General features: G+C 63.5%; 22 protein-coding genes. 13 read left to right on the top strand and 9 right to left on the bottom strand.

The genetic code is table 11. The features are described 5' to 3' along the window. Positions 1-33: 33 nt before the first annotated feature. Positions 34-696, top strand: a complete 663-nt coding sequence (locus tag ABD884_RS00995; RefSeq protein WP_345034064.1) for a response regulator transcription factor — start codon at positions 34-36, stop codon at positions 694-696. After that, positions 693-1,808 carry a sensor histidine kinase gene (locus ABD884_RS00990; RefSeq protein ID WP_345034057.1) on the top strand — a complete coding sequence of 372 codons (1,116 nt, stop codon included), beginning with the start codon at positions 693-695 and terminating at the stop codon, positions 1,806-1,808. Before ABD884_RS00995 ends, ABD884_RS00990 begins: the two co-directional genes overlap by 4 nt. Here ABD884_RS00990 and ABD884_RS00985 read toward each other — a convergent pair. The 3 genes from ABD884_RS00985 to ABD884_RS00975 form a co-directional block, all read right to left on the bottom strand. Further along, positions 1,805-3,775, bottom strand: a complete 1,971-nt coding sequence (locus ABD884_RS00985; RefSeq protein ID WP_345034052.1) for an ABC transporter ATP-binding protein — start codon at positions 3,773-3,775, stop codon at positions 1,805-1,807. The two genes, ABD884_RS00990 and ABD884_RS00985, sit on opposite strands and share 4 nt — an antisense overlap. After that, the gene (locus tag ABD884_RS00980; RefSeq protein WP_345034046.1) at positions 3,772-5,505 is read right to left on the bottom strand and encodes an ABC transporter ATP-binding protein; all 1,734 of its coding nucleotides are present in this window, start codon (positions 5,503-5,505) and stop codon (positions 3,772-3,774) included. Before ABD884_RS00980 ends, ABD884_RS00985 begins: the two co-directional genes overlap by 4 nt. 124 nt (positions 5,506-5,629) lie before the next feature. Next, positions 5,630-6,670: an LLM class flavin-dependent oxidoreductase gene (locus ABD884_RS00975; RefSeq protein WP_345034040.1), complete on the bottom strand. Its 1,041-nt coding sequence runs from the start codon at positions 6,668-6,670 to the stop codon at positions 5,630-5,632. A gap of 347 nt (positions 6,671-7,017) precedes the next feature. On the opposite strand from ABD884_RS00975, the gene ABD884_RS00970 reads away from it, so the two are divergent. Continuing rightward, a complete protein-coding gene (locus ABD884_RS00970) occupies positions 7,018-7,854 on the top strand; it encodes an alpha/beta fold hydrolase (protein WP_345034035.1) in 837 nt (278 codons plus the stop codon). Positions 7,855-7,898: 44 nt separating this feature from the next. On the opposite strand, the gene ABD884_RS00965 is transcribed toward ABD884_RS00970, so the two are convergent. Then, positions 7,899-8,069 (bottom strand): hypothetical protein, encoded by a 171-nt coding sequence (locus ABD884_RS00965; protein WP_345034027.1) that lies wholly within the window; start codon positions 8,067-8,069, stop codon positions 7,899-7,901. On the opposite strand from ABD884_RS00965, the gene ABD884_RS00960 reads away from it, so the two are divergent. The 8 genes from ABD884_RS00960 (at position 8,057) to ABD884_RS00925 (ending at position 16,064) form a co-directional block, all read left to right on the top strand. After that, positions 8,057-8,530, top strand: a complete 474-nt coding sequence (locus ABD884_RS00960; protein ID WP_345034024.1) for a sensor histidine kinase — start codon at positions 8,057-8,059, stop codon at positions 8,528-8,530. The genes ABD884_RS00965 and ABD884_RS00960 overlap by 13 nt on opposite strands. Before the next feature lie 91 nt (positions 8,531-8,621). After that, complete coding sequence (locus tag ABD884_RS00955; protein WP_345034016.1) at positions 8,622-9,512, top strand: MurR/RpiR family transcriptional regulator; 891 nt, start codon at positions 8,622-8,624, stop codon at positions 9,510-9,512. 159 nt (positions 9,513-9,671) lie between these two features. Continuing rightward, positions 9,672-10,823, top strand: coding sequence for an ABC transporter ATP-binding protein (locus tag ABD884_RS00950; protein WP_345034009.1), 1,152 nt, complete (start codon positions 9,672-9,674; stop codon positions 10,821-10,823). 77 nt (positions 10,824-10,900) lie between these two features. After that, complete coding sequence (locus tag ABD884_RS00945; protein WP_345033999.1) at positions 10,901-12,256, top strand: extracellular solute-binding protein; 1,356 nt, start codon at positions 10,901-10,903, stop codon at positions 12,254-12,256. A 44-nt stretch (positions 12,257-12,300) separates the two neighbouring features. Continuing rightward, on the top strand, positions 12,301-13,101 hold the full coding sequence (locus ABD884_RS00940; protein WP_345033993.1) for a tyrosine-protein phosphatase: 801 nt from the start codon (positions 12,301-12,303) through the stop codon (positions 13,099-13,101). 44 nt (positions 13,102-13,145) lie between these two features. Continuing rightward, positions 13,146-14,108 (top strand): phosphodiesterase, encoded by a 963-nt coding sequence (locus tag ABD884_RS00935; RefSeq protein ID WP_345033983.1) that lies wholly within the window; start codon positions 13,146-13,148, stop codon positions 14,106-14,108. 31 nt (positions 14,109-14,139) lie between these two features. Then, entirely contained in the window at positions 14,140-15,096 is a 957-nt protein-coding gene (locus tag ABD884_RS00930) for a carbohydrate ABC transporter permease (protein WP_345033978.1), read from the top strand. Between the two features lie 11 nt (positions 15,097-15,107). Beyond that, positions 15,108-16,064 (top strand): carbohydrate ABC transporter permease, encoded by a 957-nt coding sequence (locus ABD884_RS00925; RefSeq protein WP_345033970.1) that lies wholly within the window; start codon positions 15,108-15,110, stop codon positions 16,062-16,064. Between the two features lie 165 nt (positions 16,065-16,229). Here ABD884_RS00925 and ABD884_RS00920 read toward each other — a convergent pair whose 3' ends face one another. Both ABD884_RS00920 and ABD884_RS00915 read right to left on the bottom strand, forming a co-directional pair. After that, positions 16,230-17,603 (bottom strand): formimidoylglutamate deiminase, encoded by a 1,374-nt coding sequence (locus ABD884_RS00920; protein WP_345033965.1) that lies wholly within the window; start codon positions 17,601-17,603, stop codon positions 16,230-16,232. Continuing rightward, positions 17,600-18,814 carry an allantoate amidohydrolase gene (locus ABD884_RS00915; RefSeq protein ID WP_345033961.1) on the bottom strand — a complete coding sequence of 405 codons (1,215 nt, stop codon included), beginning with the start codon at positions 18,812-18,814 and terminating at the stop codon, positions 17,600-17,602. Before ABD884_RS00915 ends, ABD884_RS00920 begins: the two co-directional genes overlap by 4 nt. 119 nt (positions 18,815-18,933) lie before the next feature. Here ABD884_RS00915 and ABD884_RS00910 point away from each other — a divergent pair, with 119 nt between their 5' ends. Then, positions 18,934-19,764 carry a hypothetical protein gene (locus ABD884_RS00910; RefSeq protein ID WP_345033944.1) on the top strand — a complete coding sequence of 277 codons (831 nt, stop codon included), beginning with the start codon at positions 18,934-18,936 and terminating at the stop codon, positions 19,762-19,764. 255 nt (positions 19,765-20,019) lie between these two features. On the opposite strand, the gene ABD884_RS00905 is transcribed toward ABD884_RS00910, so the two are convergent. From ABD884_RS00905 to ABD884_RS00895, 3 genes are all read right to left on the bottom strand, one after another. Beyond that, entirely contained in the window at positions 20,020-21,054 is a 1,035-nt protein-coding gene (locus ABD884_RS00905) for a serine hydrolase (protein ID WP_345033940.1), read from the bottom strand. 80 nt (positions 21,055-21,134) lie between these two features. Further along, positions 21,135-21,440, bottom strand: coding sequence for a putative quinol monooxygenase (locus ABD884_RS00900; protein ID WP_345033935.1), 306 nt, complete (start codon positions 21,438-21,440; stop codon positions 21,135-21,137). Between the two features lie 28 nt (positions 21,441-21,468). Next, entirely contained in the window at positions 21,469-22,206 is a 738-nt protein-coding gene (locus ABD884_RS00895; protein WP_345033930.1) for a glutamine amidotransferase, read from the bottom strand. A gap of 230 nt (positions 22,207-22,436) precedes the next feature. On the opposite strand from ABD884_RS00895, the gene ABD884_RS00890 reads away from it, so the two are divergent. Beyond that, positions 22,437-22,571 carry a hypothetical protein gene (locus ABD884_RS00890; RefSeq protein WP_345033926.1) on the top strand — a complete coding sequence of 45 codons (135 nt, stop codon included), beginning with the start codon at positions 22,437-22,439 and terminating at the stop codon, positions 22,569-22,571. Positions 22,572-22,585 lie beyond the last annotated feature (14 nt).

Raw genomic sequence — 22,585 nt, 5'->3', positions numbered from 1 at the left:
ATGAGCCCGGGTGCAGTGGGATAGAGTCCTGTCATGCGTGTTCTTCTCGTTGAAGATGAGCCTTATCTCGCCGAGTCGGTTCGGGACGGCCTTCGTTCGGAAGCTATCTCTGCAGACATCGCCCTCGACGGAGCAGCGGCTCTCGAACTCCTAGCGGTAAACGACTACGACATCGCGGTGTTGGACCGGGACATTCCCGGGCCGTCAGGCGACGACATCGCCCGGTCCATCGTGGCATCCGGCTGCGCCACGCGGATCCTCATGCTCACAGCGGCCGATCGAATCGGGGACAAGGTATCCGGCTTTGAACTTGGCGCGGACGATTACTTGACCAAACCGTTCGCGATGCGGGAGCTTGTGGTGCGTCTGCGTGCGATCGCCCGCCGTCCGGAAGCCGCGGCGCCACCCGTCCTCGAGTTCGCCGGAGTCCGGATGGACCCGTTCCGCCGAAAAGTGGAACGGGATGAAAGCGAAGTGAGCTTGACAAGGAAACAGTTCGCGGTCCTCCAGGTTCTCATGGAAGCTGAGGGCGGTATTGTCAGCGCCGAGCAACTCCTTGAAAAGGCCTGGGACGAGAACATCGACGCGTTCACAAGTGTTGTGCGAGTGACGATCTCAGCCCTGCGCAAACGCCTCGGGGAACCCGAAATCATCGAAACCGTTCCCGGCGTCGGATATCGAGTGGCCCCGGCATGAGCATATCTCCGGGCGGCTCCATGGAACGCCCGCCGGGGCTATCGGCTCGATCGAAGCTGACCTTAAGCTATGCGGCCATAGCGGTGGCAACCGGCGTCCTCCTCCTGGCCATCACCTACGTGTTCCTGTTGCGCTACGTCCCGCAGGACCACCTGTCGACATCGCGTGGAAATTATGCCCCTAACCAGGGCGACCTCATCCGTGCCTTCCTCCCGGCCGCATCTGCAGCTTTGGTGCTCATTGTCATCATGGGCCTTGGCGGAGGCTGGTTTCTGGCCGGCCGGGTGCTACGTCCTCTGAGGCAGATCGGCGAGGTGGCACAGGAAGTGTCGAAAGGATCCCTCTCCGCACGTATCCGCATGAGCGGGCGAGGCGACGAGTTTCGACACCTCGCCGACGTGTTTGATGAAATGATGGAACGGATCCAGCACCACGCCGAGCAGCAACGCCGTTTCGCTGCCAACGCCTCCCATGAGCTACGCACCCCACTTGCGATCATGGGCAACCTCGCGGAGGTCGGTAGCCTCAACCCGGATGCTGACATGACCGAGCTACTGCATAGGCTGACGGAGGTCAATGCCCGGGCTTCGAACACGGTGGAGTCGCTGTTACTCCTTTCCCGTGTGGAGTCAGGCCGCATCACCCTCGGGCCAGTGGATCTATCTTTTGTCGCTGAGCAGGCGGTAGAAGACCTTATCCCGGCTGCCGAACGTGCGGGGATCATCGTCCAAGCCGAATTGTCGCGCACGGTGGTCAGTGGAGATGCTCCCCTCCTGGAAAGAGTCGTCTCCAACCTCGTGCACAACGCCGTGGTTCATGGCCGGGAAACCGTATCGGTGAGGACGTCCGATACTCCGACGCATAGCCTCCTGGTCGTCGAAAACCCCGGCGACGTCATTGATCCGACGCTCTTGCCGACCCTGATTGAGCCATTCTTGCGTAAAGAACGCACGGCCTACCGAGCCGCAGGCGAACACGCCGGCGTAGGGCTGGGACTCTCCATCGTCGCTGCGGCGGTCCAAGCCCACGGCGGAACCCTTGAGCTGAGCGCCAAACCCGGCGGTGGCATCACAGCAACCGTGAAACTTCCACGCCGGACCGCGATTCCCTAGACCTCCGCCACCGGAGCCGCAAATTGCGCCTCGTACAGCCTTGAGTAGGCCCCGCCCGCGGCAAGCAGCTCGGCATGCGTTCCCTGCTCCACGATCTGCCCGGCTTCCATCACCAGGATGAGGTCGGCATCGCGGATTGTGGACAGGCGGTGCGCAATTACAAAGCTCGTCCGGTCAGAACGCAGGGCGCTCATGGCCTTCTGCACCAGCACCTCGGTCCGGGTATCCACCGAACTCGTGGCTTCGTCCAGAATGAGGACAGACGGACTTGCCAGGAACGCGCGGGCGATCGTAAGCAGCTGCTTCTCACCGGCAGAAACGTTGCTGCCTTCGTCGTCGAGCACGGTGTCGTACCCTTCCGGCAGCGAGTGAACGAAGCGGTCCACGTACGTTGCTTGGGCGGCTTCCAGGATCTCCGCTTCGGTAGCGTCGGGCCGGCCGTACGCGATGTTGTCCCGGATTGTCCCTCCAAACAACCAGGTATCCTGCAGCACCATACCCATCCGCGAGCGCAGCTCGTACCTGGACATCGAGGCGACGTCGACGCCGTCGAGTGTGATCCGCCCGGCGTCAAGCTCATAGAAGCGCATCATCAGGTTCACGAGGGTGGTCTTGCCCGCCCCGGTGGGTCCGACGATCGCCACGGATTGTCCGGGTTCGGCGACCAGGCTCACATCGGTGATGAGGGGCTTGTCCGGCGAGTAGGAGAACGAGATGTTTTCGAAGACCAAGCGGCCACGCGTCACCTCAGGAACGGGCGAAGGCTCAGGATCAGTGCTCTGCTCCTCGGTATCGAGCAGCTCGAAGACGCGTTCTGCGGAGGCTACGCCAGACTGGAGCAGGTTGGCCATGGAGCCGAGTTGGGCCAGTGGCTGGGTGAACTGCCGCGAGTACTGGATGAAGGCCTGCACATCGCCGAGCTGCATGGCGCCCGATGCCACTTGCAGCCCGCCGACCACGGCAATACCCACATAGACAAGGTTGCCGATGAAGGTCAGCGCCGGCATGATCAGGCCGCTGATGAACTGGGCTCCGAAACTGGCCGAGAACAGTTCCGCATTCTTCTCGCGGAAACGCTGCTCCACTTCGCGTTGGCGGCCGAACACCTTCACGAGCGCATGACCCGTATACGTCTCTTCGATTTGACCGTTCAGCTCACCGGTGTTCTTCCACTGGGCCACGAACAGTTTCTGCGAGCGCTTGGCTATCAGCACCGTGGTCACCAGGGTCAACGGCACGGTGACCAGGGTGATGAACGCCAGGATCGGCGAGAGGAGGAACATCATGAAGATGACGCCCGCCACGGTGAGCAAGGAGGTGACCGCCTGGCTGATGGACTGCTGGAGGCTTTGCGAAATATTGTCGACGTCGTTGGTCACACGGCTGAGGAGCTCGCCGCGCTGCACCGAATCGAAGTAGCGCAGCGGCAGGCGGTTGATTTTCGCTTCGATCTGCTCGCGGAGCCGGTACACCGTCCGCTGCACGACGCCGTTGAGCACGTAAGCCTGAATCCAGCCGAACGATGAGGCCAGGACATACAGGACCAGCACCCAGATCAGGATCGAGGCCAGGGCCCCGAAATCGATCCCGACGCCGGGAGTCAGGTCCATGCCCCTGAGCATGTCCGCTTTGGAGTTCTGTCCGGATGCGCGCAGCCCGTCGATGAGCTGTTGCTTGCTCACTCCGGCGGGAAGTTGCTTGGAAACGACGCCGGCGAAAATCAGGTTGGTGCCCTCACCCAACAGCCGCGGGCCGATCACGGACAGGGTCACGCTGGAGACAGCCAGAACAAGAACCAGGATCAGCCACAGCCGCTCCGGCCGGAGCGTGCCGAGGAGCCGCTTTGCGGAGGGCACGAAGTTCATGGCTTTTTCCGCCGGAACATTCATCCCTGCGAAAGGTCCGCCGCGGCCGGGACCCATCTGCGGGCGGGGCGGGCGGTTCGCCGTGCTCGGTGCGCTGCTCATGCTGCCTCCTCCGCTGCCAGTTGCGAGGAAACTATCTCGCGGTATGTTTCGGATGTCTCCAACAACTCTTCGTGCGTTCCGCGCCCCACGAGCCGCCCGTCGTCGAGCACTAGAATCTGCTCAGCATCCGCGATGCTGGAGACCCGCTGCGCAATGATGACCATCGTGGCTCCGGACGTGTGGCGCTTGAGTGCCTGGCGCAGCCTGGCGTCGGTGGCGGTGTCCAAGGAGGAGAACGAGTCATCGAAGATGTATAGCTCGGGCTGCTTCACGAGTGCCCGGGCGATCGCGAGGCGTTGGCGCTGACCGCCGGAAACATTGGTGCCGCCCTGCGATATCGGAGCGTCCAGCCCGCCCTCCATCTCCTCGACGAAGTCCTGCGCTTGGGCGATGGAAAGCGCCCGCCAGAGTTCCTCCTCCGTGGCGTCGGGCTTGCCGTAGAGCAGGTTGCTGCGGACGGTGCCGGAGAACAAGTAGGGCTTTTGCGGGACCAATCCGATGTGCCCCCAGAGGAGGTCCGGGTGCAGCTCGCGCACGTCGACGTCGTCGATCCGCACCGAGCCGCTGCTCGCGTCGAAGAGCCGTGGCAGCAAGTTCACCAAGGTGGTTTTGCCCGCTCCCGTGCTGCCGATGATCGCCGTTGTCTGGCCCGCGCGTGCGCGGAAGCTGATGCCGCTGAGGACGGGTTCCTCGGCGCCCGGGTAGGCGAATCCGACGTCGAGCAACTCCAACTCGCCGCGGCCGGCGGTCTTCGTCACGGGGTTCTCGGGAGGCCGCACGCTTGACTCGGTCTCCAGAACCTCGCCGATGCGGTCCGCAGATACAGCGGCGCGGGGGATCATCACCGCCATGAAGGTGGCCATCATGACGGACATCAGGATCTGCATGAGATAGCTCAGGAAGGCGATCAGGGTGCCGACTTGCATGGTTCCGTCGTCGATCCGGAAGGAGCCGAACCAGATCACGGCCACGCTGGAGACGTTGAGTACCAGCATCACTACCGGGAACATGAGGGCCATGAGTCGGCCGGCCCTCAATGCCATCTCGGTGACGTCCTGGTTGGCCGAGGCGAAGCGTTCCGTCTCCATGTCCTCGCGAACGAAAGCGCGCACCACCCGGATGCCGGCCAGCTGCTCGCGGAGCACCCTGTTCACGGTGTCGAGCCGGACCTGCATCTTGCGGAACAGCGGCACCATCCGGGTGACGATCAGGCCTACTGCGACGAGGAGCACCGGGACGCTCACGGCAATCAGCCAGGACAACTGGGCATCCTGCCGGACGGCCATGATCACGCCGCCGATGCTGAGCATGGGCGCTGCGACCATGAGCGTGCAGGACATCAGGACGAGCTGCTGCACCTGCTGCACATCGTTGGTGGAGCGGGTGATCAGGGACGGCGCACCGAATCGAGTGACCTCCTGCTCGGAGAACTCCCCCACCCTGGTGAAAATGGCGCCGCGCAGGTCCCGCCCCAAACCCATGGCCGCCTTCGCGCCGAAGTAGACAGCCGTTATCGAACAGGCGATCTGCAGGAGGGTGATGAGCAACATGAGGCTGCCAGTGCCCAGGATGTAGCCGGTGTCCCCCTTGGCCACGCCTTCGTCAATGATGTCGGCATTCAGTGTGGGCAAGTACAGGGACGCGATGGACTGCGCCAGCTGGAAGACGACGACGGCGATCAGCAGCCGCCTGTGTGGCCGCAGGTACTGAACGAGAAGTTTCCAGAGCATCGGTCTCCAACTCACGTAGTGATTCGAAGGCCAGTCTACGACTGGTTGCTGGGGGCAACTAGGGCTTTCCCTCAGGGCGGAGCGTGGCGGGCAACATGTCCACATTCCGGTCACTTCAACGGATTTATTTCACCGGAACGGCGCCGATCTCCCGACGTACCGCGGGCATGATTTCGGTAGCTAGGAGCTCGATGGATCGCGCGGTCTCGGCAAAAGGCAGGCCGCCCAGGCCGATTTGGGCCAAATACCTTGTATTGCCCAGGGTTTGGTGGATTTCCAGAAGCTTCTCAATGATTTGCTGGGGGCTGCCCACGAGCAGGCCTCCACCGGGTTCTGTCCATTCGTCGAAGGTGCTGCGGGGGAAATGGTCCACAGGCCGGGGCATGTTCTGCTCAAAGTAGGCGCGATAGTACGGGTAAAAGGTGTCCTTGGCTTGTTGCGACGTCGGCGCCACGTAGAAATGGCCACCGGCACCCACTGGCAGGGCGGCGGCGTCGTGTCCTGAGTTTTCGGCGGTTTCGCGGTATAGCTCCACGAGCCTGCGGAACCGGGCCGGCCCGGACAGCAGGGCGACGAACAGCGGCAAGCCCAGCCGTCCGGCCCGGACGAAACTCTGCGGCGTGCCGCCCACGCCTACCCAGATCGGCAGCTTGTCCTGGACCGGACGGGGCGCAATGTCCATCCCGGAGATGGTTTGGGTCAGGTGCCCCTGCCAATCGAGTCTGGCGTTGTCGCGCAGGGCAAGCAGCATCTTCAGTTTCTCTTCGAACAACTCGTCGTAGTCCTCCAGCCGGTGGCCGAACAAGGGGTACGACTCCACAAAGGCGCCACGGCCGGCGATGATCTCTGCCCGTCCGCCGGAAATGAGGTCCAGGGTGGAAAACTGTTCGAACAGCCGGACGGGGTCTTGGGTGGAGAGCACTGTCACGGCGGTGCCCAGCCGAAGAGTGGTGGTTTCCCGGGCGATGGCCGCGAGCACGATCTCCGGGGCCGAGAGGGCGAAATCGGGCCTATGGTGCTCTCCGAGGCTCAGCGAGGAAAGCCCTGCCTGCTCGGCAAGCTTGGCTAGCTCGATGATGTCCTTGAGCCGCTGCTGTGGTGAGAGGGCGCCGCCGGTATTGATGTCACGGGTCAGCTCGCCGAAAGTAAAGATTCCAAAGTCCATATTTTATTGAACATTCAAGCATTCACTTTCATTCCCTGCAGCTGGACCCGCCGTCGCCGAATACCGCAGCAACCGGAGGATCCTCCTCCACATATGGCCGCCAAATGGCGAACCCTCCTCCACATCTTGAACTGCTTGAGGGTTCGTCGATTTCAGGGGAAACGTGAGCGAGCGTCGGTCAAAACGGCATAGAACGTGAGCGAGCGTCGGTCAAAACGGCATAAAACGTGAGTGAGCGTAGGTGGCGGGGGCGGGGGCCGGCTGCCCCGTCAAGGCGCGTGCCGCCGTCGTGCGTGGACAGTAGGCTGGAAACGCTCGGAAAGAACCGCTACGAAAGGACCGTCGTCATGGCTTACATCACCGTCGGAAATGAAAACAGCACCGAGATTGAGATTTACTACGAGGACCACGGGACTGGCCAGGCAGTGGTCCTGATCCACGGCTACCCCTTGGATGGCTCATCCTGGGAGAAGCAGACCGCGGCACTGCTCGACGCCGGCTACCGCGTCATCACCTACGACCGCCGCGGCTTCGGCAAGTCCAGCAAGCCGACCGTCGGCTACGACTACGACACCTTCGCCGCCGACCTGAATACCCTGCTGGAAGCACTGAACCTGAACGACGCCGTGCTGGTGGGCTTCTCGATGGGCACCGGCGAAGTGGCCCGCTACATCAGCACCTACGGCTCTGGCCGGGTGGCAAAGGCCGTGTTCCTTGGATCCTTGGAACCGTTCGTCCTGCAGACGGACGACAATCCCGGCGGAGTCCCGCAGTCGGTGTTCGACGGCCTCACCGAAGCTGTCACTACCGACCGTTACGCCTTCTTCACCGAGTTCTTCAAGAGCTTCTACAACAGCGACACCTTCCTGGGGACGCCCCGGCTGAGCGAGGAATCCGTCCGGGCCAGCTGGAACCTGGCAGCCCAGTCCGGCGCCCACGCCTCAGTGGCCGCCCAGCCGACGTGGCTCACCGACTTCCGCGCCGACATCCCCAAGATCGACGTTCCCGCCTTGATCGTCCACGGTACCGAGGACCACATCCTCCCTATCGACGTGACCGGCCGCAGGTTCACCGAAGCGCTCCCGAACGCCGATTACCTTGAGATCGACGGCGCCCCCCACGGCATGCTGTGGACGCACGGCGCCGAGGTCAACAAGGCTTTGCTGGACTTCCTCGGGAAGTGACAGCTCCCGTCCGACGACGGCGGGTACCACCCGCCGTCGTCGCCTTAACTCAAGTTTGCGGAAACCTGACGAAAGACTGAGGCGAAACTGAGCAAATCTCGCAGGAACGTTGAGCCTCCGAGTCCACGCTTGAACCATGCACCAGGCGGAACCCATTCGTCGGCAAGAAGCACCAAGGCTGCAAGGGGAAGCAGGACGGGCCATGAAGACTGCATCAGCACTGGACGAGGTGACCGCGATCAATGGCGTCATCACCGATCGGCACCCCGGCGACTTGCACGCCTTGGGGCTCGCAGGCTGCATCGATCGCTTGGCCGCACCGCTTCGCCGCGAGGGGACCGCGGTCCATTGGGAGACGCCGCACCACGGCATTGAAATCTCGTCCCGCTCCGCTTCCCTGCTCTACCAAGCCGCCCAGGAAGCCCTGAGCAATGCATTCAAGTACGCGCACGCCCACGACATCACCATCCGCCTCGCTGCCGTCTACCACGGGATCCGGCTGACCGTGACGGACAATGGCACCGGTTTCGACAGCCAGGCCACGCCTGCCGGCGCGCACCACGGATTCGGGCTCCGACTCATGTCCATCGCCGTGAACGAAGTGGGCGGCGAGGTCTCCGTCGTGTCCACGCCGGGCAACGGCACGTGCGTAACCGTCACGTTGCCCCTCGACTGATCGCAGCGGTGCCCGACGGCGGCAGGCACCCGCCGCCGTCGGTTTCTGCGCCACTGGTTCGCTATTCAAGTGAATCTGGTATGAAAGGCGAATGACCCCGTACAAATCCGAACCGCCCCTGGGCGGTTCCCGCGCGCACATCAAGTCGATTTTCCCCTCGCTGGCTCCCAGCGAACAGCGCGTGGCGCAGTTATGCATTGATTCCCCGGAGACCGTGGCCAGGATGTCGGTGGCGGATCTGGTCACCCAGACGGGGACGTCGCCGGCCACGATCGTGCGGGCGTGCAAGAGCATGGGCTTTGACGGATTCCAGCACTTGCGCCAAGTCCTGTTGCGCGATCTGGGCGCCGCGGCGCGGGACAGCATCCAGCAGGAAGAATCCGGGGCAACCGGCGAACCCGGGTCCACGGAACACCTGGTTTCAGGGATCTTTTCCAGGGCGTCCCAGGACATCCGGGGAGCATTGGGGTCTTTGGACTTCGAGGCCTTCGACGCCGCTGTGAAGGCGATACGCCAGGGCGGGCGACTGCTGGTGGTGGCCAACGGAGCGTCCCTCGCTCCCGCACAATCGCTTGCCCTGCGATTCCTGTCCACCGGAGTGCAATGCGAGGCGCCATCCGACATTGTTTCGCAGCACATCTCCGCCAAGCTCCTCTCAGCGGGCGATGTCTGCATCGCCGTGAGCGACAGCGGAATGAACTCCTTCACGATTGGTTCGGCGCGGATCGCGGCCGAACGCAAGGCCACGCTGATCGGGGTGACCAGCTACGCGAAATCCGAGCTTGCCGATCTCTCGACCCACACACTCGTGGCGGGGGCGGAATTCCATTCGTGGAATGACCAGCTGCCGATTGGCAACATCGTCCAGATGCTGGTGATGTCCGCGCTGCACGCCGCGGTGACTGCAGATTCTCCCGACGTCGAACGCGCCCGCTCCGCCGTGTTCGAAGAAGTCCTCCACATGGTGGAAAACCCCAAATAGTTTTTGGCGAGAAACGCGGGCAGTTTCAACTGTTTCCTGTCCGAGCGCGGGGAGTTAATCAACTCCGCACCGACCGTTAACCATCGAGCCCCACCCTTCAAGGGTAAGACGTTTCCTAAATAATTCGATTTAGGAAACATTGTTTCCTCGGAGGTGCTCGTGGGCCGACTTGTGCTCAACCAGTTGTCGCGTTCATTCAAGAACGTGTCGGCCGTAAAGAACATATCGCTCACCGTTGAAGACGGTGATTTCCTGGTCCTGCTCGGCCCCAGCGGCTGCGGCAAGACCACCCTGCTCCGCATGATCGCGGGCCTGCTGGAACCGACATCGGGCTCGCTCGAACTGGACGGAACCGACATCACCACCGCTCCGTCCAAGAAGCGCGACTTGGCCATGGTGTTCCAGAGCTACGCCCTGTACCCGCACCTCAGCGTGGCGAAAAACCTTGCCTTCCCGCTCCACGTGCGGCGCACCGACAAGCAGGAAGTCAAGAAGCGCGTGGGAGCCGTGGCCGAAATGGTGGAGATCGGCCACCTCCTGGATCGCAAGCCCAAGGAATTGTCCGGCGGCCAGCGCCAGCGAGTGGCAGTTGCACGCGCCTTGGTGCGCGAACCCAAGGCCTTCCTCATGGACGAACCCCTGTCCAACCTGGACGCCAAGCTCCGCACCGCAACCCGGCAGGAGCTGGCCGGACTACACAAGCGCCTCGGTGCCACGTTCATCTACGTCACGCACGACCAAGTGGAAGCCATGACCATGGCAACCAAGATCGCGCTGCTCAACGGAGGCCAACTTGAGCAACTCGGCACGCCGGAAGAGCTCTACGACAAGCCGGCATCCGTGTTCGCCGCAGGATTCCTGGGATCCCCTGCCACCAATCTGATCGATGCCGAGCTTTCCACCAGCAACGGCTCCATCACGGTCATGGCACCCTCCGTGGAAGCCGTGCTGTGGGACGGGCAAACACCGCAGCGGGACGTTGTGCTGGGCATCCGCCCTGAACACTTGAGCATCCACGCCCCCGGTTCTTCAGCAGCCGCACCGAGCTCCGGGGCAGCCCTTCGGGGCATCGTTGACCTTGCCGAAAACCTCGGCAGCGAACAAGTCATCTACTGCCGGGTCGGCGGGAACCGCGTGGCCGTCCGCACCCCGCGAGGCCAGCACTGGGAGCCGGGCAACGCCGTCGTACTAAGTGCTGACGCCAAGAACCTCCACCTCTTTGACCGCGCAAGCGGCCGGCGCCTCGAATGGCAGGCAGACGCTAAGCACGCGTCCACTGCCAGCTCGGCGCAGCCCGCGGCCTCGGTCTAACATCTGTTCCTCCCCCATATTCCGGCCCCAATCCGGAACCTGCAGTACCCACCCAACCCAGCAATCAAGGAAATATTGTGCGCCCTCTCCGTTCAATTGCACTGACCATCGCCGCTGGCACCGCCGCATTGGCCCTTGCTGGCTGTTCCGGCACCTCGCAGGCCAGCACTGTGAGCAACCAGGTCATCCCGGAACTCACGGCAGACCAGCAAGTCAACATCACCTTCGAGAGCTACAACCTGGCCCAAGCCGGCGTCTGGACCGACACCGTCAAAGGCCTGGTAGCCGACTTCGAAAAGGCCCACCCGAACATCCACGTCACTGCACAGGCACCGCAGGGCGGCGGCGCCGTCGGATCCAACACGGTCAGCAGCGTCCAGACGCAGCTCCTTGCCGGACACGCACCCGACGTCGCGCAGTTGACTTTCGATTCCCTCGACTTCGCCGCAACCCAGCTCGGCGCCCAGCCGATCAGCGACCTCGTCGGCCAGAAAGCCGTCGACGACGCCCTCGGCGGCGCCCACCCCTTCCACCCCAACGCGAAGCACCTGGCCGACTGGAACGGCAAGACTTACGGCATTCCCTACGTCTTCTCCACCCCAGTCCTCTTCTACAACGCCACCAAGCTCGCCGACGCCGGCATCACCAACCCGGACCTCTCCACCTGGGACAAGGTGGAGGCAGCCGCGAAGGCCGTTTCCGCGAAGTCCGGAAAGCCCTCCCTGGATGTCTCGTGCACGAGCATCGGCGGCAACTGGTGCATGCAGGGCATCTTCAAGTCGAACGGTGCCCAGGTCCTCTCCGATGACCGCAAGACGATCGGCTTCGGCTCGGACTCGGCTATCGACACCGTTACCAAGCTCGCACAACTGACAAAGGACGGCGTCCTGCGCAATGCCGACAGCAGCGCCCAGTCCGAAGGCCTCCCGAAGGGCGACACCGCCTTCCTCCTCACTTCCTCGGCGCTGCAGGGCTCATTAATGTCAGCTGCCACCAAGGGTGGCTGGGAACTCAAGGCGGCCGGAATGCCCGCGTTCGGGTCCAAGCCAGCTGTCCCCACCAACTCGGGCTCGGCTTTGTTCGTCCTCTCGCAGGATCCCGCGAAGCAGCGCGCCGGCTGGGAATTGATCAAGTTCATGACCAGCGACCACGCCTACGAGCAGATCTCCACCAAGATCGGCTACCTGCCACTGCGCACCTCGCTGACCGCTCCGGGCGGATCCCTCTACGACTGGGCCCAGAAGAACCCGCTCCTGGCGCCGAACCTCGCCCAGCTTGACCGCCTCCAGCCGTGGGTTTCCTACCCGGGAAACAGCTACGTGCAGATCGACGACATCCTCGGCAAAGCCGTGGAGAACGTCGTCTACTACGGCAAGGACGCAAAAACCACTATGGCCGACGCCCAGAAGCGCGCCCAGGACCTGATCCCCTAACCTCTGCCCCTCACTTTCCCGGCCTATCCGGAAGGACACCAGCTGTGACAACCACTGCCGAGGACGCAGTCTTCGGAACCCGCAACCGCCCGTACCCCGTGGAGGGCACCTACAACTTCCGGAGCACGGCGGGCTATGCCGCCGCCGTACGCAGCGATGCGGCCGCCGCACGGACCATCCGCGAAGGAAAGCTGTATCGCTCGGACGCTCTGCACGGACTGACCGACGCCGGACGCCAGCAGTTCTCCGAGCTCGGCATCCGTCTGGTCATCGACCTGCGCGACCAAACAGAGCTGGCGAAGTCGCCCAGCAACCTCGACGGACTCGCCGTCGACACGAGGCACAACCCGATTTTCGAAGAAGGCAACGTCCCCGGTACCGCGGAGATCACCACCCTGGTGGACATCTACCGGCTCATGATCCAGAGCCACGCACAGCGCCTCGCCGACGCCGTTCGCCTCATTGCCGACTCCGGAACGGACCCTGTACTCGTGCACTGCACCGCGGGCAAGGACCGTACCGGCGTCGTGATTGCCCTGGCCCTCCTGGCCGCGGGTGTGGACCGCGAGCAGGTGATCCTCGATTACATAGCCAGCGAGGACAACCTCCGCGGCGAGTGGAGCGCGGCCATGATGGCCGCCGCGTCCAGCCACCCGGGCCTTGCCGGCATCGGCGAGGAACTCCGGGAAATCATCTCCGCGAGCCCCGCCACCGTTCTGGAGGCCACGCTGGATCTCGTCGACGAAATGTTCGGCAGCGCCGCCGGCCTGCTCCAGGCACACGATTTCAGCGACGCCGACCTCGAGCGGCTCAGGGACGTCCTGACCATCCGCTCCACCCGCTAAGAACCACCGCTAACCACTGCAGAAAACTACAAGGAGACAAGACCGTGAACACCGAACTCCAGCACCCCGCCCCCGAGCACTTCATCCTTCACATCAGCGACACCCACTTCGTGGCAGATAACGACCTCCTGCACGGCAGCGTGGACAGTGACGAGAACCTCCGCCAGCTCTTCCGCGACTTCGTCAAAGCCCAGGTAAAGCCCGAAGCCCTGGTGTTCACCGGCGACCTCGCCGACACGGGCCGCCCGGACGCGTACGTCCGCCTGCGCAACATCGTGGAGCCGGTGGCCGAGGAGCTCGGCGCCAAGATCATCTGGGTCATGGGCAACCACGACGCGCGCACCGCCTTCCGCTCCGGCCTCCTGGACTCCGACGCCGGTGAGGAATCCGTAGACATGGTCCACGACGTCAACGGCCTGCGCATCATCGCCCTCGACTCCACGGTTCCGGGCCTGCACCACGGCGAAATCTCCGACGAGCAGCTGGCCTGGCTCTCCGAGGTCCTGGCCACCCCGGCACCGCACGGCACCCTCATCGCCCTGCACCACCCGCCGGTCCCCAGCCCGCTGTCCATCATGGCCAAGTTCGAACTCCGTGAACAGAGCCGCTTCGAGAAGGTCATCGAAGGCACCGACGTCCGCGGTATCCTCGCCGGGCACCTGCACTACTCCACCTTCAGCTCCTTCGGAGGCGCTCCCGTGTCGGTCGCTTCGGCCACCTGCTACACGCAGGACCTGAACGTCGCACCGAACTCAATGCGTGGCCAGAACGGGGCCCAGGCGTTCAACCTGATCCACCTGTACCAGGACAAGATGCTCAGCTCCGTGGTGCCGATCGGCGAGTTCTCCACGGTGTACTCCGTCACGGCTGAGCAGATGGCCGCCTTCGAGAAGATGTCCCTCGAAGAGGCGACCGCCGCGATGACCGCTCCCGGCGAGGAGTCCGACGTCGAGCCCTCCATCGCTGGCGAAACCGCCGACGGCGAGCTCGCCGGCAGCGTTCGCTAACCAGCCACAGCACCGGAAGGAAGCCGAAAGAATGTTCATCGAGACCGCCGGGCCGGCAACGGGCATCGCCCCTGCCGGCCCGGCGGGGCTCCCGGCCAACCGGCGCCCCAAGCGCCGCGCCCTGAGCCCCTACCTCTACATCCTGCCCGCGGTGGTCCTGCTTCTCGTCTGGACGTACTGGCCGCTGGGACAGACCGTCAACCTGTCCTTCACCGACTGGAACCTGATCCCCACCAAGCCCAAGCAATACGTTGACGTTCAGAAATACGCGAAGGTCCTCAGCCTGCCCGAACTGCACCAAGCGCTCATCAACACCGGCTTGTACATCCTGGCGTTCCTGGGTATTTCCGTTGCGCTGCCGCTCGTGTTCGCGCTCCTCTCACGCAAGGTCCAGGGCAAGGCCCGCACCGCGTACCAGGCTCTGATCTTCGTACCGTTCCTCATCACCCCCGTGGCCAGCAGCGCGATCTGGCGGTGGCTTTTCGCTCCCGAAGGCGGAACGATTCCCGCGATCGCCGCCGCCCTTGGCGCACCGATGGGCAATATATTCCGCGATCCCGACAGTTCAATGACCGCGGTGATCGTGATTGTCGGCTGGCAGATGCTCGGCTTCGGCGTGCTGGTGGTTTCAGCCGGGCTGGCGGGCATCAGCCCCGACTACGCTGCTGCGGCATCGATCGACGGTGCCAGCGGCAGGCAGATCACGTGGCGGATCATCATCCCGTTGCTTTCGCCGAGCCTGGTGTTCCTCTCGCTCATGACCATCCTGCTGTCCGCACAGTGGACATATCCCATCATCGACCTCGCGACGCAGGGCGGTCCGGGCAACTCGTCCACCAACATCTACTACCTGCTGTACCAGTTCGGCTTCAGGAACTTCGACGCCGGACTATCCTCCGCCGCGGGCACGCTCTTTTTCCTCGGATTCGGGCTGATCGCCCTGGTCTTCGTGGAACTCTCTGAGCGACTCAGCTTCTACGACAACTAGAAAGAACCACCATGGCCTTCATCACCATCGCCCCGCCGGCCCAGCCTGGTTCCGCTGATGCTCCCCTTTCAGGACCGAGGAAGGTTTCCCGGCCGACGACGGCGCCTGCCGCCGAGCGCGGACCCATGCGGTCTCCGTCGTTGAGGCTCGGGTCTGTGCGGCCGGGGTCATTGCGAACCGTGCCCAGCCACATTTTGCTGATCGCCCTCGCGCTTGTCTCGATCTTCCCCATTTACTGGATGTTCGTCACGGCCTTCCGGCCGCCGTCGGACGCCTTGTCCACCAACCCGTTGCCGGGACCGCTGAGTCTTGAGAATTTCCAGTACGTCCTGAAGACCATTCCCATCGCGGGCATGCTGGCGAATACCTTCGGCATGGCGCTGACGTTGGCGGTGTCCCAATTGCTCGTGGCCATCCTGGCTTCCTACGGTTTCGCGCGTTGGGACTTTGTCGGAAAGAAGGCCTTGTACCTGTTGTTTGTGGGGTCTTGGCTGGTGCCTTTCCAAGTCACGATGATTCCCAACTACTTGCTGGTGTCCCAGATGGGCCTTCTCAACACCATCACCGGCGTCGTCATCCCGCAACTGTGTTCGGCCTTCGCCGTGATGATGCTGCGCCAGCACCTCGAGGCCTTCCCGAAGGACCTCCTGGATGCGAGCCAGATGGATGGAAGGTCGTCATGGAGGACGCTGTGGGAAGTGGTGGTTCCGAACCTCCGCCCGGCACTGGCGGCCCTAGGGATCATGCTGTTCATCAGCGCCTGGAACGAATACTTGTGGCCTTCGCTGATCATGCAGAAGTCCGATGCGCTCATACAGGTTGGCATCCGGGGCTTCCTGGGCGCCGAAGGCAACAACTGGGGCGCCATCATGGCGGCGTCCTCACTCGCATGCCTGCCGATATTCCTGATCTATATCTTCCTGCAGCGATACGTGGTGGATGCGTTTGTCCGCTCGGGGTTGAAGTAGCGCACCCCCGCCGACGCTCGCTCATTTATGCCGCCGTTTAGGCCGGCGCTCGTTCACATATAAGGCCAATTTTGGAATCCCTCGCTCACAAGAGGCGAGCGAGGGATTCGAAAAACGGCCACAAAGGTGAGCGGGCGTCTTGGAAACCTGCTCAGCGTGACGCCCTCAGGAGAACTCCTTCAACGCCTCCGTGAGCAGTCGGCCCGGAGCGCCGAGGCGCACATGGACTCCGTGTGAAGCCACCAGTTCACCGGCAATAACGACGGCGGTGACGTCGCTCGCCGTCGCGCTGAACGCGAACTGCTCGGGTTCGGAACCAGCGGTCCGGACGGAATCCGGGTCCACGGCCATGAGATCGCACACCGCACCGGCCTCCAATGACGTCGCGAAGGGCGTAGCCAGGGAAGCCCCGCCGCCGAGCGTGGCCGCGTGGAGGAGTTCCTGCGGTGAGAACCTGCCCCGTTGACCCGAACCGAGGCGTTCTCCGTGCTCCAAGGTGCGCATTTCCACCCACGGATCGATCACCGCGTGTTGGTCCGTGCCCAGGGCGATGGTCGCCCCGGCGTCCGACAACGCACGGGCTGGACCGATCCCGTCGGCGAGGTCGGCTTCGGTGCTTGGACACATCACTACAGTGGTTCCGGCATCCCCGAGGAGTTGGATGTCCTCCGGCGTCAGGTGGGTGGCGTGGACGGCGGAGAGTCGCGCGGACAGCAGTCCGTGCCGGGCCAGGAGTCCCGCCGGGGTGACCCCATAGGCCTGCAGGCAAGCCTCGTTCTCCGCCGTTTGTTCGCTGAGGTGAATGTGAAGCGGTATGTCGGCGGGCAACTGCCGGGCAACCGTCTTGAGCGCTTCCTCGGGCACCCCGCGGACGGAATGCAGGGCGGCCCCCACGCCAACCATCTCGGTCGGAAAACCCTGCGCAACCTCGGCCCGCAGCGAAGCGAGCCGATCCAACCAGGCTTGGGCGTCGGCGTCGCCAAACCGCGCTTGTTCCGGCCTGAGCGGTGCCCCGATCCCTCCCGCGAGGTACAGGGTGTCCAGCAAGGTCAGCCGGATCCCGGCCGCCACGGCTGCCCTGGCCAACGCCAATTCCATAGCGTGAGGCTCCGGGTACGGCGTCCCATCTGGCTGGTGGTGGACGTAGTGGAACTCGGCCACGCTGCTGAAGCCCGACACCACCATTTCCGTGAAGACCGCAGTGGCGAGCTTCTCGTACTTCTCCGGTGTCAACTCCGCAGCGCTCCGGTACATCTGCTCCCGCCAGACCCAGAAGTCACCGCGCCCGCCGTGCGTACGTCCACGCAGGATCCGGTGGAACGCGTGCGAATGGGCGTTGGCCGCCGCAGGGAAGACGACGCCGTTCAATATCTGGTCACTCGTTTCAGGCCGGACGCCGGTAGAGACGCTGGAAATTCGGCCACCTTGTACTTCCAGCCGGACACCGGTGGCGACAACCGCGCCGCCCGCGCCGCTGCCGCCCGCGCCGCTGCCGCCGTCGGCGTTTACCAGCGCCGTCTCGCACCAGAACCCGCTCACAGGAGTCCCTCCAGGACGTCGGCGAGCGCAATGGCCCCAGCCGCTGTATCCTCGTCTGCCACGTATTCTTCCGGGGAATGCGAGATTCCACTGGGATTGCGGACGAAAAGCATCGCCGAGGGGACATGTCCAGCCAGCACGCCGGCGTCGTGCCCCGCCCCGGTTGCCAGCACCGGCGCGCCCGGCAGGAGCTCGCCGATGCGTCGGCTCAGGCCGGGATCGAAGTGCACGGTACCGCTATAGGACTCTTCCGTGAGGGTGACGGCGCAACCTTCGCTCGCCGCAATCTCCCGGGCCACGCCGTAGATCGCTGAGATCAGTTGTGCCGTGACAGCGTCGTCGGGGTGGCGGGCGTCGAGCCACAAATCGACGCGGGAGGCAATCACGTTGGTCCCGCCGGGAACCGGGGTCAAGCGCCCCACCGTAGCCCGCGCATCCGGTTGCCTCGCAGCGGTGTCGCGGACGGCAACGACGATCTGCGCGGCCGCGACCATGGGGTCGGCGCGGTCGGCCATGAGAGTGGTCCCGGCGTGGTTGCCTTGGCCGCTGACGCTCAGCTTCCAGCGTCCATGTCCAAGGATCGAGCTTCCGACGGCGATGGCCGGGCCACCGTGGCCCAGCCCCTTTCCCTGTTCCACATGTAATTCAACGAAGTCACCGATTCGCGCAATTGCTTCCGGGTCCCGGCCTACGCGGCGCGGATCCAGCCTGTTGCCGCGCGCCACGTCAGCGAAAGTGTTGCCGTCGACGTCGCGCAGGTTCAGCGCTTTGTCGACGGCGATGGCGCCGGTCAGGAGCCGCGAGCCCAGGCAGGCCACGCCAAAGCGGGATCCTTCCTCTTCCGGGAAAACCGTGATGGCCAGGGATCGGTGCGGCCCTGTGTTCTTCGAGTCAAGGCCGCGGGTTTTCAGGATGTCGACGGCGGCAAGGGCCGAAGCGATGCCGAGCGGCCCGTCAAAAGCCCCTCCCCCGGGCACCGAATCTAGGTGGCTTCCCGTGACCAGCGCGCCGTCCTGGGGCTTTCCCCACCAAGCCCAGATGATGCCGTTGCGGTCCGTCTCGACGTCGAGGCCTCGTTGTTGGGCTTGTTCGATGAACCAGTGCCTGAGTTCGAGCTCGGGCGTCGAGTAGGCAGCCCTGGAGTATCCCCCGCGCATTGCATCGCGGCCCACGTCCTTGATTGAGTCAAGGAGCTGATTGACGGTTTCCACGTGTTCCTCCGATTAATGAAGTCGGCCACCACGTCACATGATCCCACTGCATCCTATGGACTGCCGACGGCGACGGGCGTAGCTTAGTGTCCAAACACCGCACTGGGGAGGTGGAGTGTTTGGCCTGGTATCTGGGGCGCCGTGGCATCTCTTTGTTCCGCACCGCTCTTCTCGCCGTTCTCGGCGCATTGGGATGGTTGCTGTGGCTCGCCGGTCCTTCGCAAGCCACTGACATTCTGCCGACGCTTCCGCCTGTGCCCATGCCTTCAGTCTCACTGGCTCCGATTCCCCTCACCCCTGCCATCGGGCCGCTCGTCGAGCACGTCCGGTCCGCGGTTCCAAGCCCGAGCCAATTGGCCGCCGTCCCGGAGACCGTGGTCAAGCAATTACCAGCCCACCCTTTGTCACCAGTCGTGGGGATTGTCCCCGATGCGCTGTCCGTCATCAACAACACGATCAGGGAACTCCCGGCCTTGCCCGAGCCGCCTCCCCTACCGGCATTGCCGCCGGTGCTCGGAGTGCTGCCGCCTCAGGAACCAGGCGTTCCGGTTGTCCCCGCCGCATCATTGCGCACTGGTTCAGGCGCGGCGCTCACCGTGCTCTCCCTTGAGAGTCCTCTGTCACCGGCCGTCCAGATCGCACGAGGAGCGAGCACGAGGATCCTTCGATTCATTCCGGACGAGCTGGTCCTCACACCGATGGCCGAACTAGCAATCGAGGCCACATCAATCAGTTCGGGTGAACCTCCGCCTGACAGGCCGCTCCCGACCACCGCGTTCCAACGCGGCTCGGATTCGACGTCGGAATCACAAGGTGGTTCCGCCCATGGCGCAGCAGACCTCCCGGAACAACGTGCACTGGCACCGCCTTTGAGCGACGGCTGGGTGTCCGACGGCGATCAAGGCCCTGTACCCGGGCCCGCATTTGATCCGGGGTCTTCTCCCGACTGACTAGGCCGCCCCTGCCTCTGTGGCAGGCACGGCCAACTGCGCCAGACCGCGCAGGAGACACTTTCAGTCAGGAGTTGAAACCATGCAAGACCACATCCATTCCATAGGAAATTGGCCCGATCCCATGTAGGAAGGGGGCATATCGATAGCACCTCTGCAGGCGCTCAGCGTCCATCAGGGAACAACGACGCCGGCCGTGCAGTCAGACTGACTGCACGGCCGGCGTCGTGGTGTGGAAGGCAAGGCGACGGAACCCTAGAAGAGGCCGCTCACCACTGCCTGGGTCAACTGGTGGAACACGTCGGTGCGGGCTGGAATATCAGTGACGTCCTGGCCCTTGGTGTAGATCACAAACACGTACGAATGGGTCCCGTCGGTGAGGATGCTGGCGTCGTGGAGTTCGTCGTCGAGCAGTCCGTACTTGTGGAAAACAGTGATACCAGCCGGAACCGCCGCGGGGATGAGCGATTCGTAGTTTGTGTTCTGCATGTAGGACAACAACTGCGCCGTGTCTTGTTGGTTCAAGAGCTTCCCGGAGTAGAGGCCGGCCAAGATGCTGGCCATCTCGGTGGGCGTCAGGGTGTTGGTTTCGGGGTCATAGTTGATGCCGATTGACGAGGCGTAGTCCTGCAGCTCCGAGTGCCCCACCGCGTCCATGATCAAGGACCATGAGTCGTTGTCGCTGTCTTGGATCATCTCCTTGATCTGGAATCCGGAGGTGTAGTCCCCCAGTGGATCGTCGAGGGACACCGCGCCTGTCTCGACAAGGTGGTAGTAAGCGACGGCAGACAGGACCTTGGCCGTGCTGGCTGCCTCGAACGGCGCCTGGACCCCGTATTGGTGGTTTGAACCATTGGATAAGTCGATCAGGGTGACGCCGATCTGGTACTGGCTGTTGGCGTTGATGATGCTGTTGATTTCCGAGTCCACTGCGGGGGTCACGCCGGCAACCGAGGCGGCCGGCGCGGCAGGTGACGCGGCAACCGCTGTCGGGGTCGGGGACGGCGGGGCCGCCGTCGAAACAGCGGGCGACGGCGAGGCGGCCGGCGAATCGACTGCCGGTGGCGCAGTCGCCGCCGGAACAGCGGCCGACGGCGTGGCGCTGGCTATCGCTGAGACGGATGAGCGGGCGTGCGCCGCCGAGTAGATCGTCGCCGTGAGGGTCAGGGCCAGAATGGCCGCGAAGGCCGTCAGCAAAGCCGATCGACGTCGGCGCGGACTCCAGTGGTTCCGCGGTTTTGGCTTTCGTCCGGACCCTTGGCCGGGACGACGGGGCTCATCCTCTTCCATAATGAACCAACCGTAACTAGTGCGGCTATGTAAGAGCTATGAAAACCCTGTCTGTCAGCCACGTGTCGCCTGGGTGAATATCAGGCGTCGCGGATCGGCGATCCCAACACAGTGAACCTGGTACCGCCCATTTCCCCGGACAGCAGGGGCATCGCCTCAGCGATGGCGGCCCGTGCGCCCTCCAGTTGCAGCGATCCTTGGTGCGCTTCTGCCGATTCCCATAGTTCGCAGACAAAGACCGTGTCCGGCGATTCTTCGTTGATGCCCACCTCGAAGAGCAGGCAGCCAGCGTCACGCAGCTCAGGTTTTGGCCTGAGCAGGATGGCGACGACGGCGTCGCGCTGACCGGGTTTGGTGCCGAGACTTCCTACGTTCGCAAAGGTCATGGGCCTATTGTGCTTCATCCAGGCGACGTTATTGAGGACCGGAATAGCGACGGACAAAGTTGGCGAGGATCTTCATCGGTTCGGTCGCGGTGATCTTCCGGGCGTCAGCCATCAACTGTTCCGCGGCGTCGAGCGGGAAATATCCGGCGTCGCGGTAGGTGTCGATCCGGGTGACGAGCCCCGCGGCGTCGAGCTCCGGATGGAACTGTGTGGCGTAAAGGTTCCTTTTGATACGGAACATCTGCACCGGACAGGCGGCTGAGCTAGCTAGTAAAACGGCATGGCCGGGCAGGATCGTGCAGGCTTCCTTGTGGCCCGTGAACGCGACGAATCGTTCGGGCAGGCCTTGGAGGAGCGGGTCCTGGATTCCCTCCGCAGTGAGTTTGATGGTCACCCCGCCGAGTCCTTCACCGTAAGTACGGTCGATCATTGCCCCTTGGTGAAGGCCCAAGGTTCCGACCCCATAGCAGGCCCCGAGAAACGGAAAGTCGGCACCGACAATCCTGTCCAGTAGCTCGGCGAGTTCCTTCTCCACCCGTTCCTGGACCGGGCTCTTGTGCTCGGGTGGATCGCTTGACGTGAAAGGACTGCCGCCCACAATCACGCCGGAATAGTCTGAGAGCTCAAGCGGTGGCAGGGGCGCCGCTTCCATTCGGATGCGTTGTAGCTGCTCGGGAGCGAGCCCTCCAAAACGAAGATACGCCTGGTACTCTTCCTCGGCGGCGACGTCTTCGGCACGAGATGCGAGCAGGAGAAACGGCTTCACAGGCTAAGTGTGCGCGCGGTGGCCATGGCGCGCCAGCGTTCGGCTGAAACATCCTTTAGGGGCGGTGAGTTGCCGTTCACGTGGACGAAATGTCCGGATTCTGCCCGCTTGGAAAGATTTCACGTCCTTCAGCTCTGGCATCCGCGGAAACACTCGGCTCCTTCACGCCCAATTCGGGCCGTTCTGCGCCGGTGTGGAGACAGCGTTAACATTCCCGAAACATGCCCGTCATGCGTTCTTCACGCCAAGCCCGGTTATGTAACGTCCCCGCAATTTTTCCTCGCATTGCCGGAAACACGGAACCGGAAATATTGGGCAAGGGAAGAACGGGGCCAAGCTACGGCGGTCCTCCAACGGCACTCTGATAAGAGATAAGAAG

Origin of the sequence: Arthrobacter methylotrophus, from assembly GCF_039539965.1 — a bacterium.
GTDB classification, from domain to species: Bacteria; Actinomycetota; Actinomycetes; order Actinomycetales; family Micrococcaceae; genus Arthrobacter; species Arthrobacter methylotrophus.
This window is presented reverse-complemented; position numbering and strand designations above follow the sequence as displayed.

What these genes read in the sequence shown, in the direction of transcription:
- ABD884_RS00905 (WP_345033940.1), bottom strand. Translation starts at nt 21,054, where the DNA reads ATGGAAGAGGATGAGCCCCGTCGTCCCGGCCAAGGGTCCGGACGAAAG.
- ABD884_RS00985 (WP_345034052.1), bottom strand. Translation starts at nt 3,775, where the DNA reads ATGAGCAGCGCACCGAGCACGGCGAACCGCCCGCCCCGCCCGCAGATG.
- ABD884_RS00995 (WP_345034064.1), top strand. Translation starts at nt 34, where the DNA reads ATGCGTGTTCTTCTCGTTGAAGATGAGCCTTATCTCGCCGAGTCGGTT.
- ABD884_RS00975 (WP_345034040.1), bottom strand. Translation starts at nt 6,670, where the DNA reads ATGGACTTTGGAATCTTTACTTTCGGCGAGCTGACCCGTGACATCAAT.
- ABD884_RS00960 (WP_345034024.1), top strand. Translation starts at nt 8,057, where the DNA reads ATGAAGACTGCATCAGCACTGGACGAGGTGACCGCGATCAATGGCGTC.
- ABD884_RS00930 (WP_345033978.1), top strand. Translation starts at nt 14,140, where the DNA reads ATGTTCATCGAGACCGCCGGGCCGGCAACGGGCATCGCCCCTGCCGGC.
- ABD884_RS00970 (WP_345034035.1), top strand. Translation starts at nt 7,018, where the DNA reads ATGGCTTACATCACCGTCGGAAATGAAAACAGCACCGAGATTGAGATT.
- ABD884_RS00900 (WP_345033935.1), bottom strand. Translation starts at nt 21,440, where the DNA reads ATGACCTTTGCGAACGTAGGAAGTCTCGGCACCAAACCCGGTCAGCGC.
- ABD884_RS00955 (WP_345034016.1), top strand. Translation starts at nt 8,622, where the DNA reads ATGACCCCGTACAAATCCGAACCGCCCCTGGGCGGTTCCCGCGCGCAC.
- ABD884_RS00990 (WP_345034057.1), top strand. Translation starts at nt 693, where the DNA reads ATGAGCATATCTCCGGGCGGCTCCATGGAACGCCCGCCGGGGCTATCG.
- ABD884_RS00965 (WP_345034027.1), bottom strand. Translation starts at nt 8,069, where the DNA reads ATGCAGTCTTCATGGCCCGTCCTGCTTCCCCTTGCAGCCTTGGTGCTT.
- ABD884_RS00925 (WP_345033970.1), top strand. Translation starts at nt 15,108, where the DNA reads ATGGCCTTCATCACCATCGCCCCGCCGGCCCAGCCTGGTTCCGCTGAT.
- ABD884_RS00980 (WP_345034046.1), bottom strand. Translation starts at nt 5,505, where the DNA reads ATGCTCTGGAAACTTCTCGTTCAGTACCTGCGGCCACACAGGCGGCTG.
- ABD884_RS00890 (WP_345033926.1), top strand. Translation starts at nt 22,437, where the DNA reads ATGCGTTCTTCACGCCAAGCCCGGTTATGTAACGTCCCCGCAATTTTT.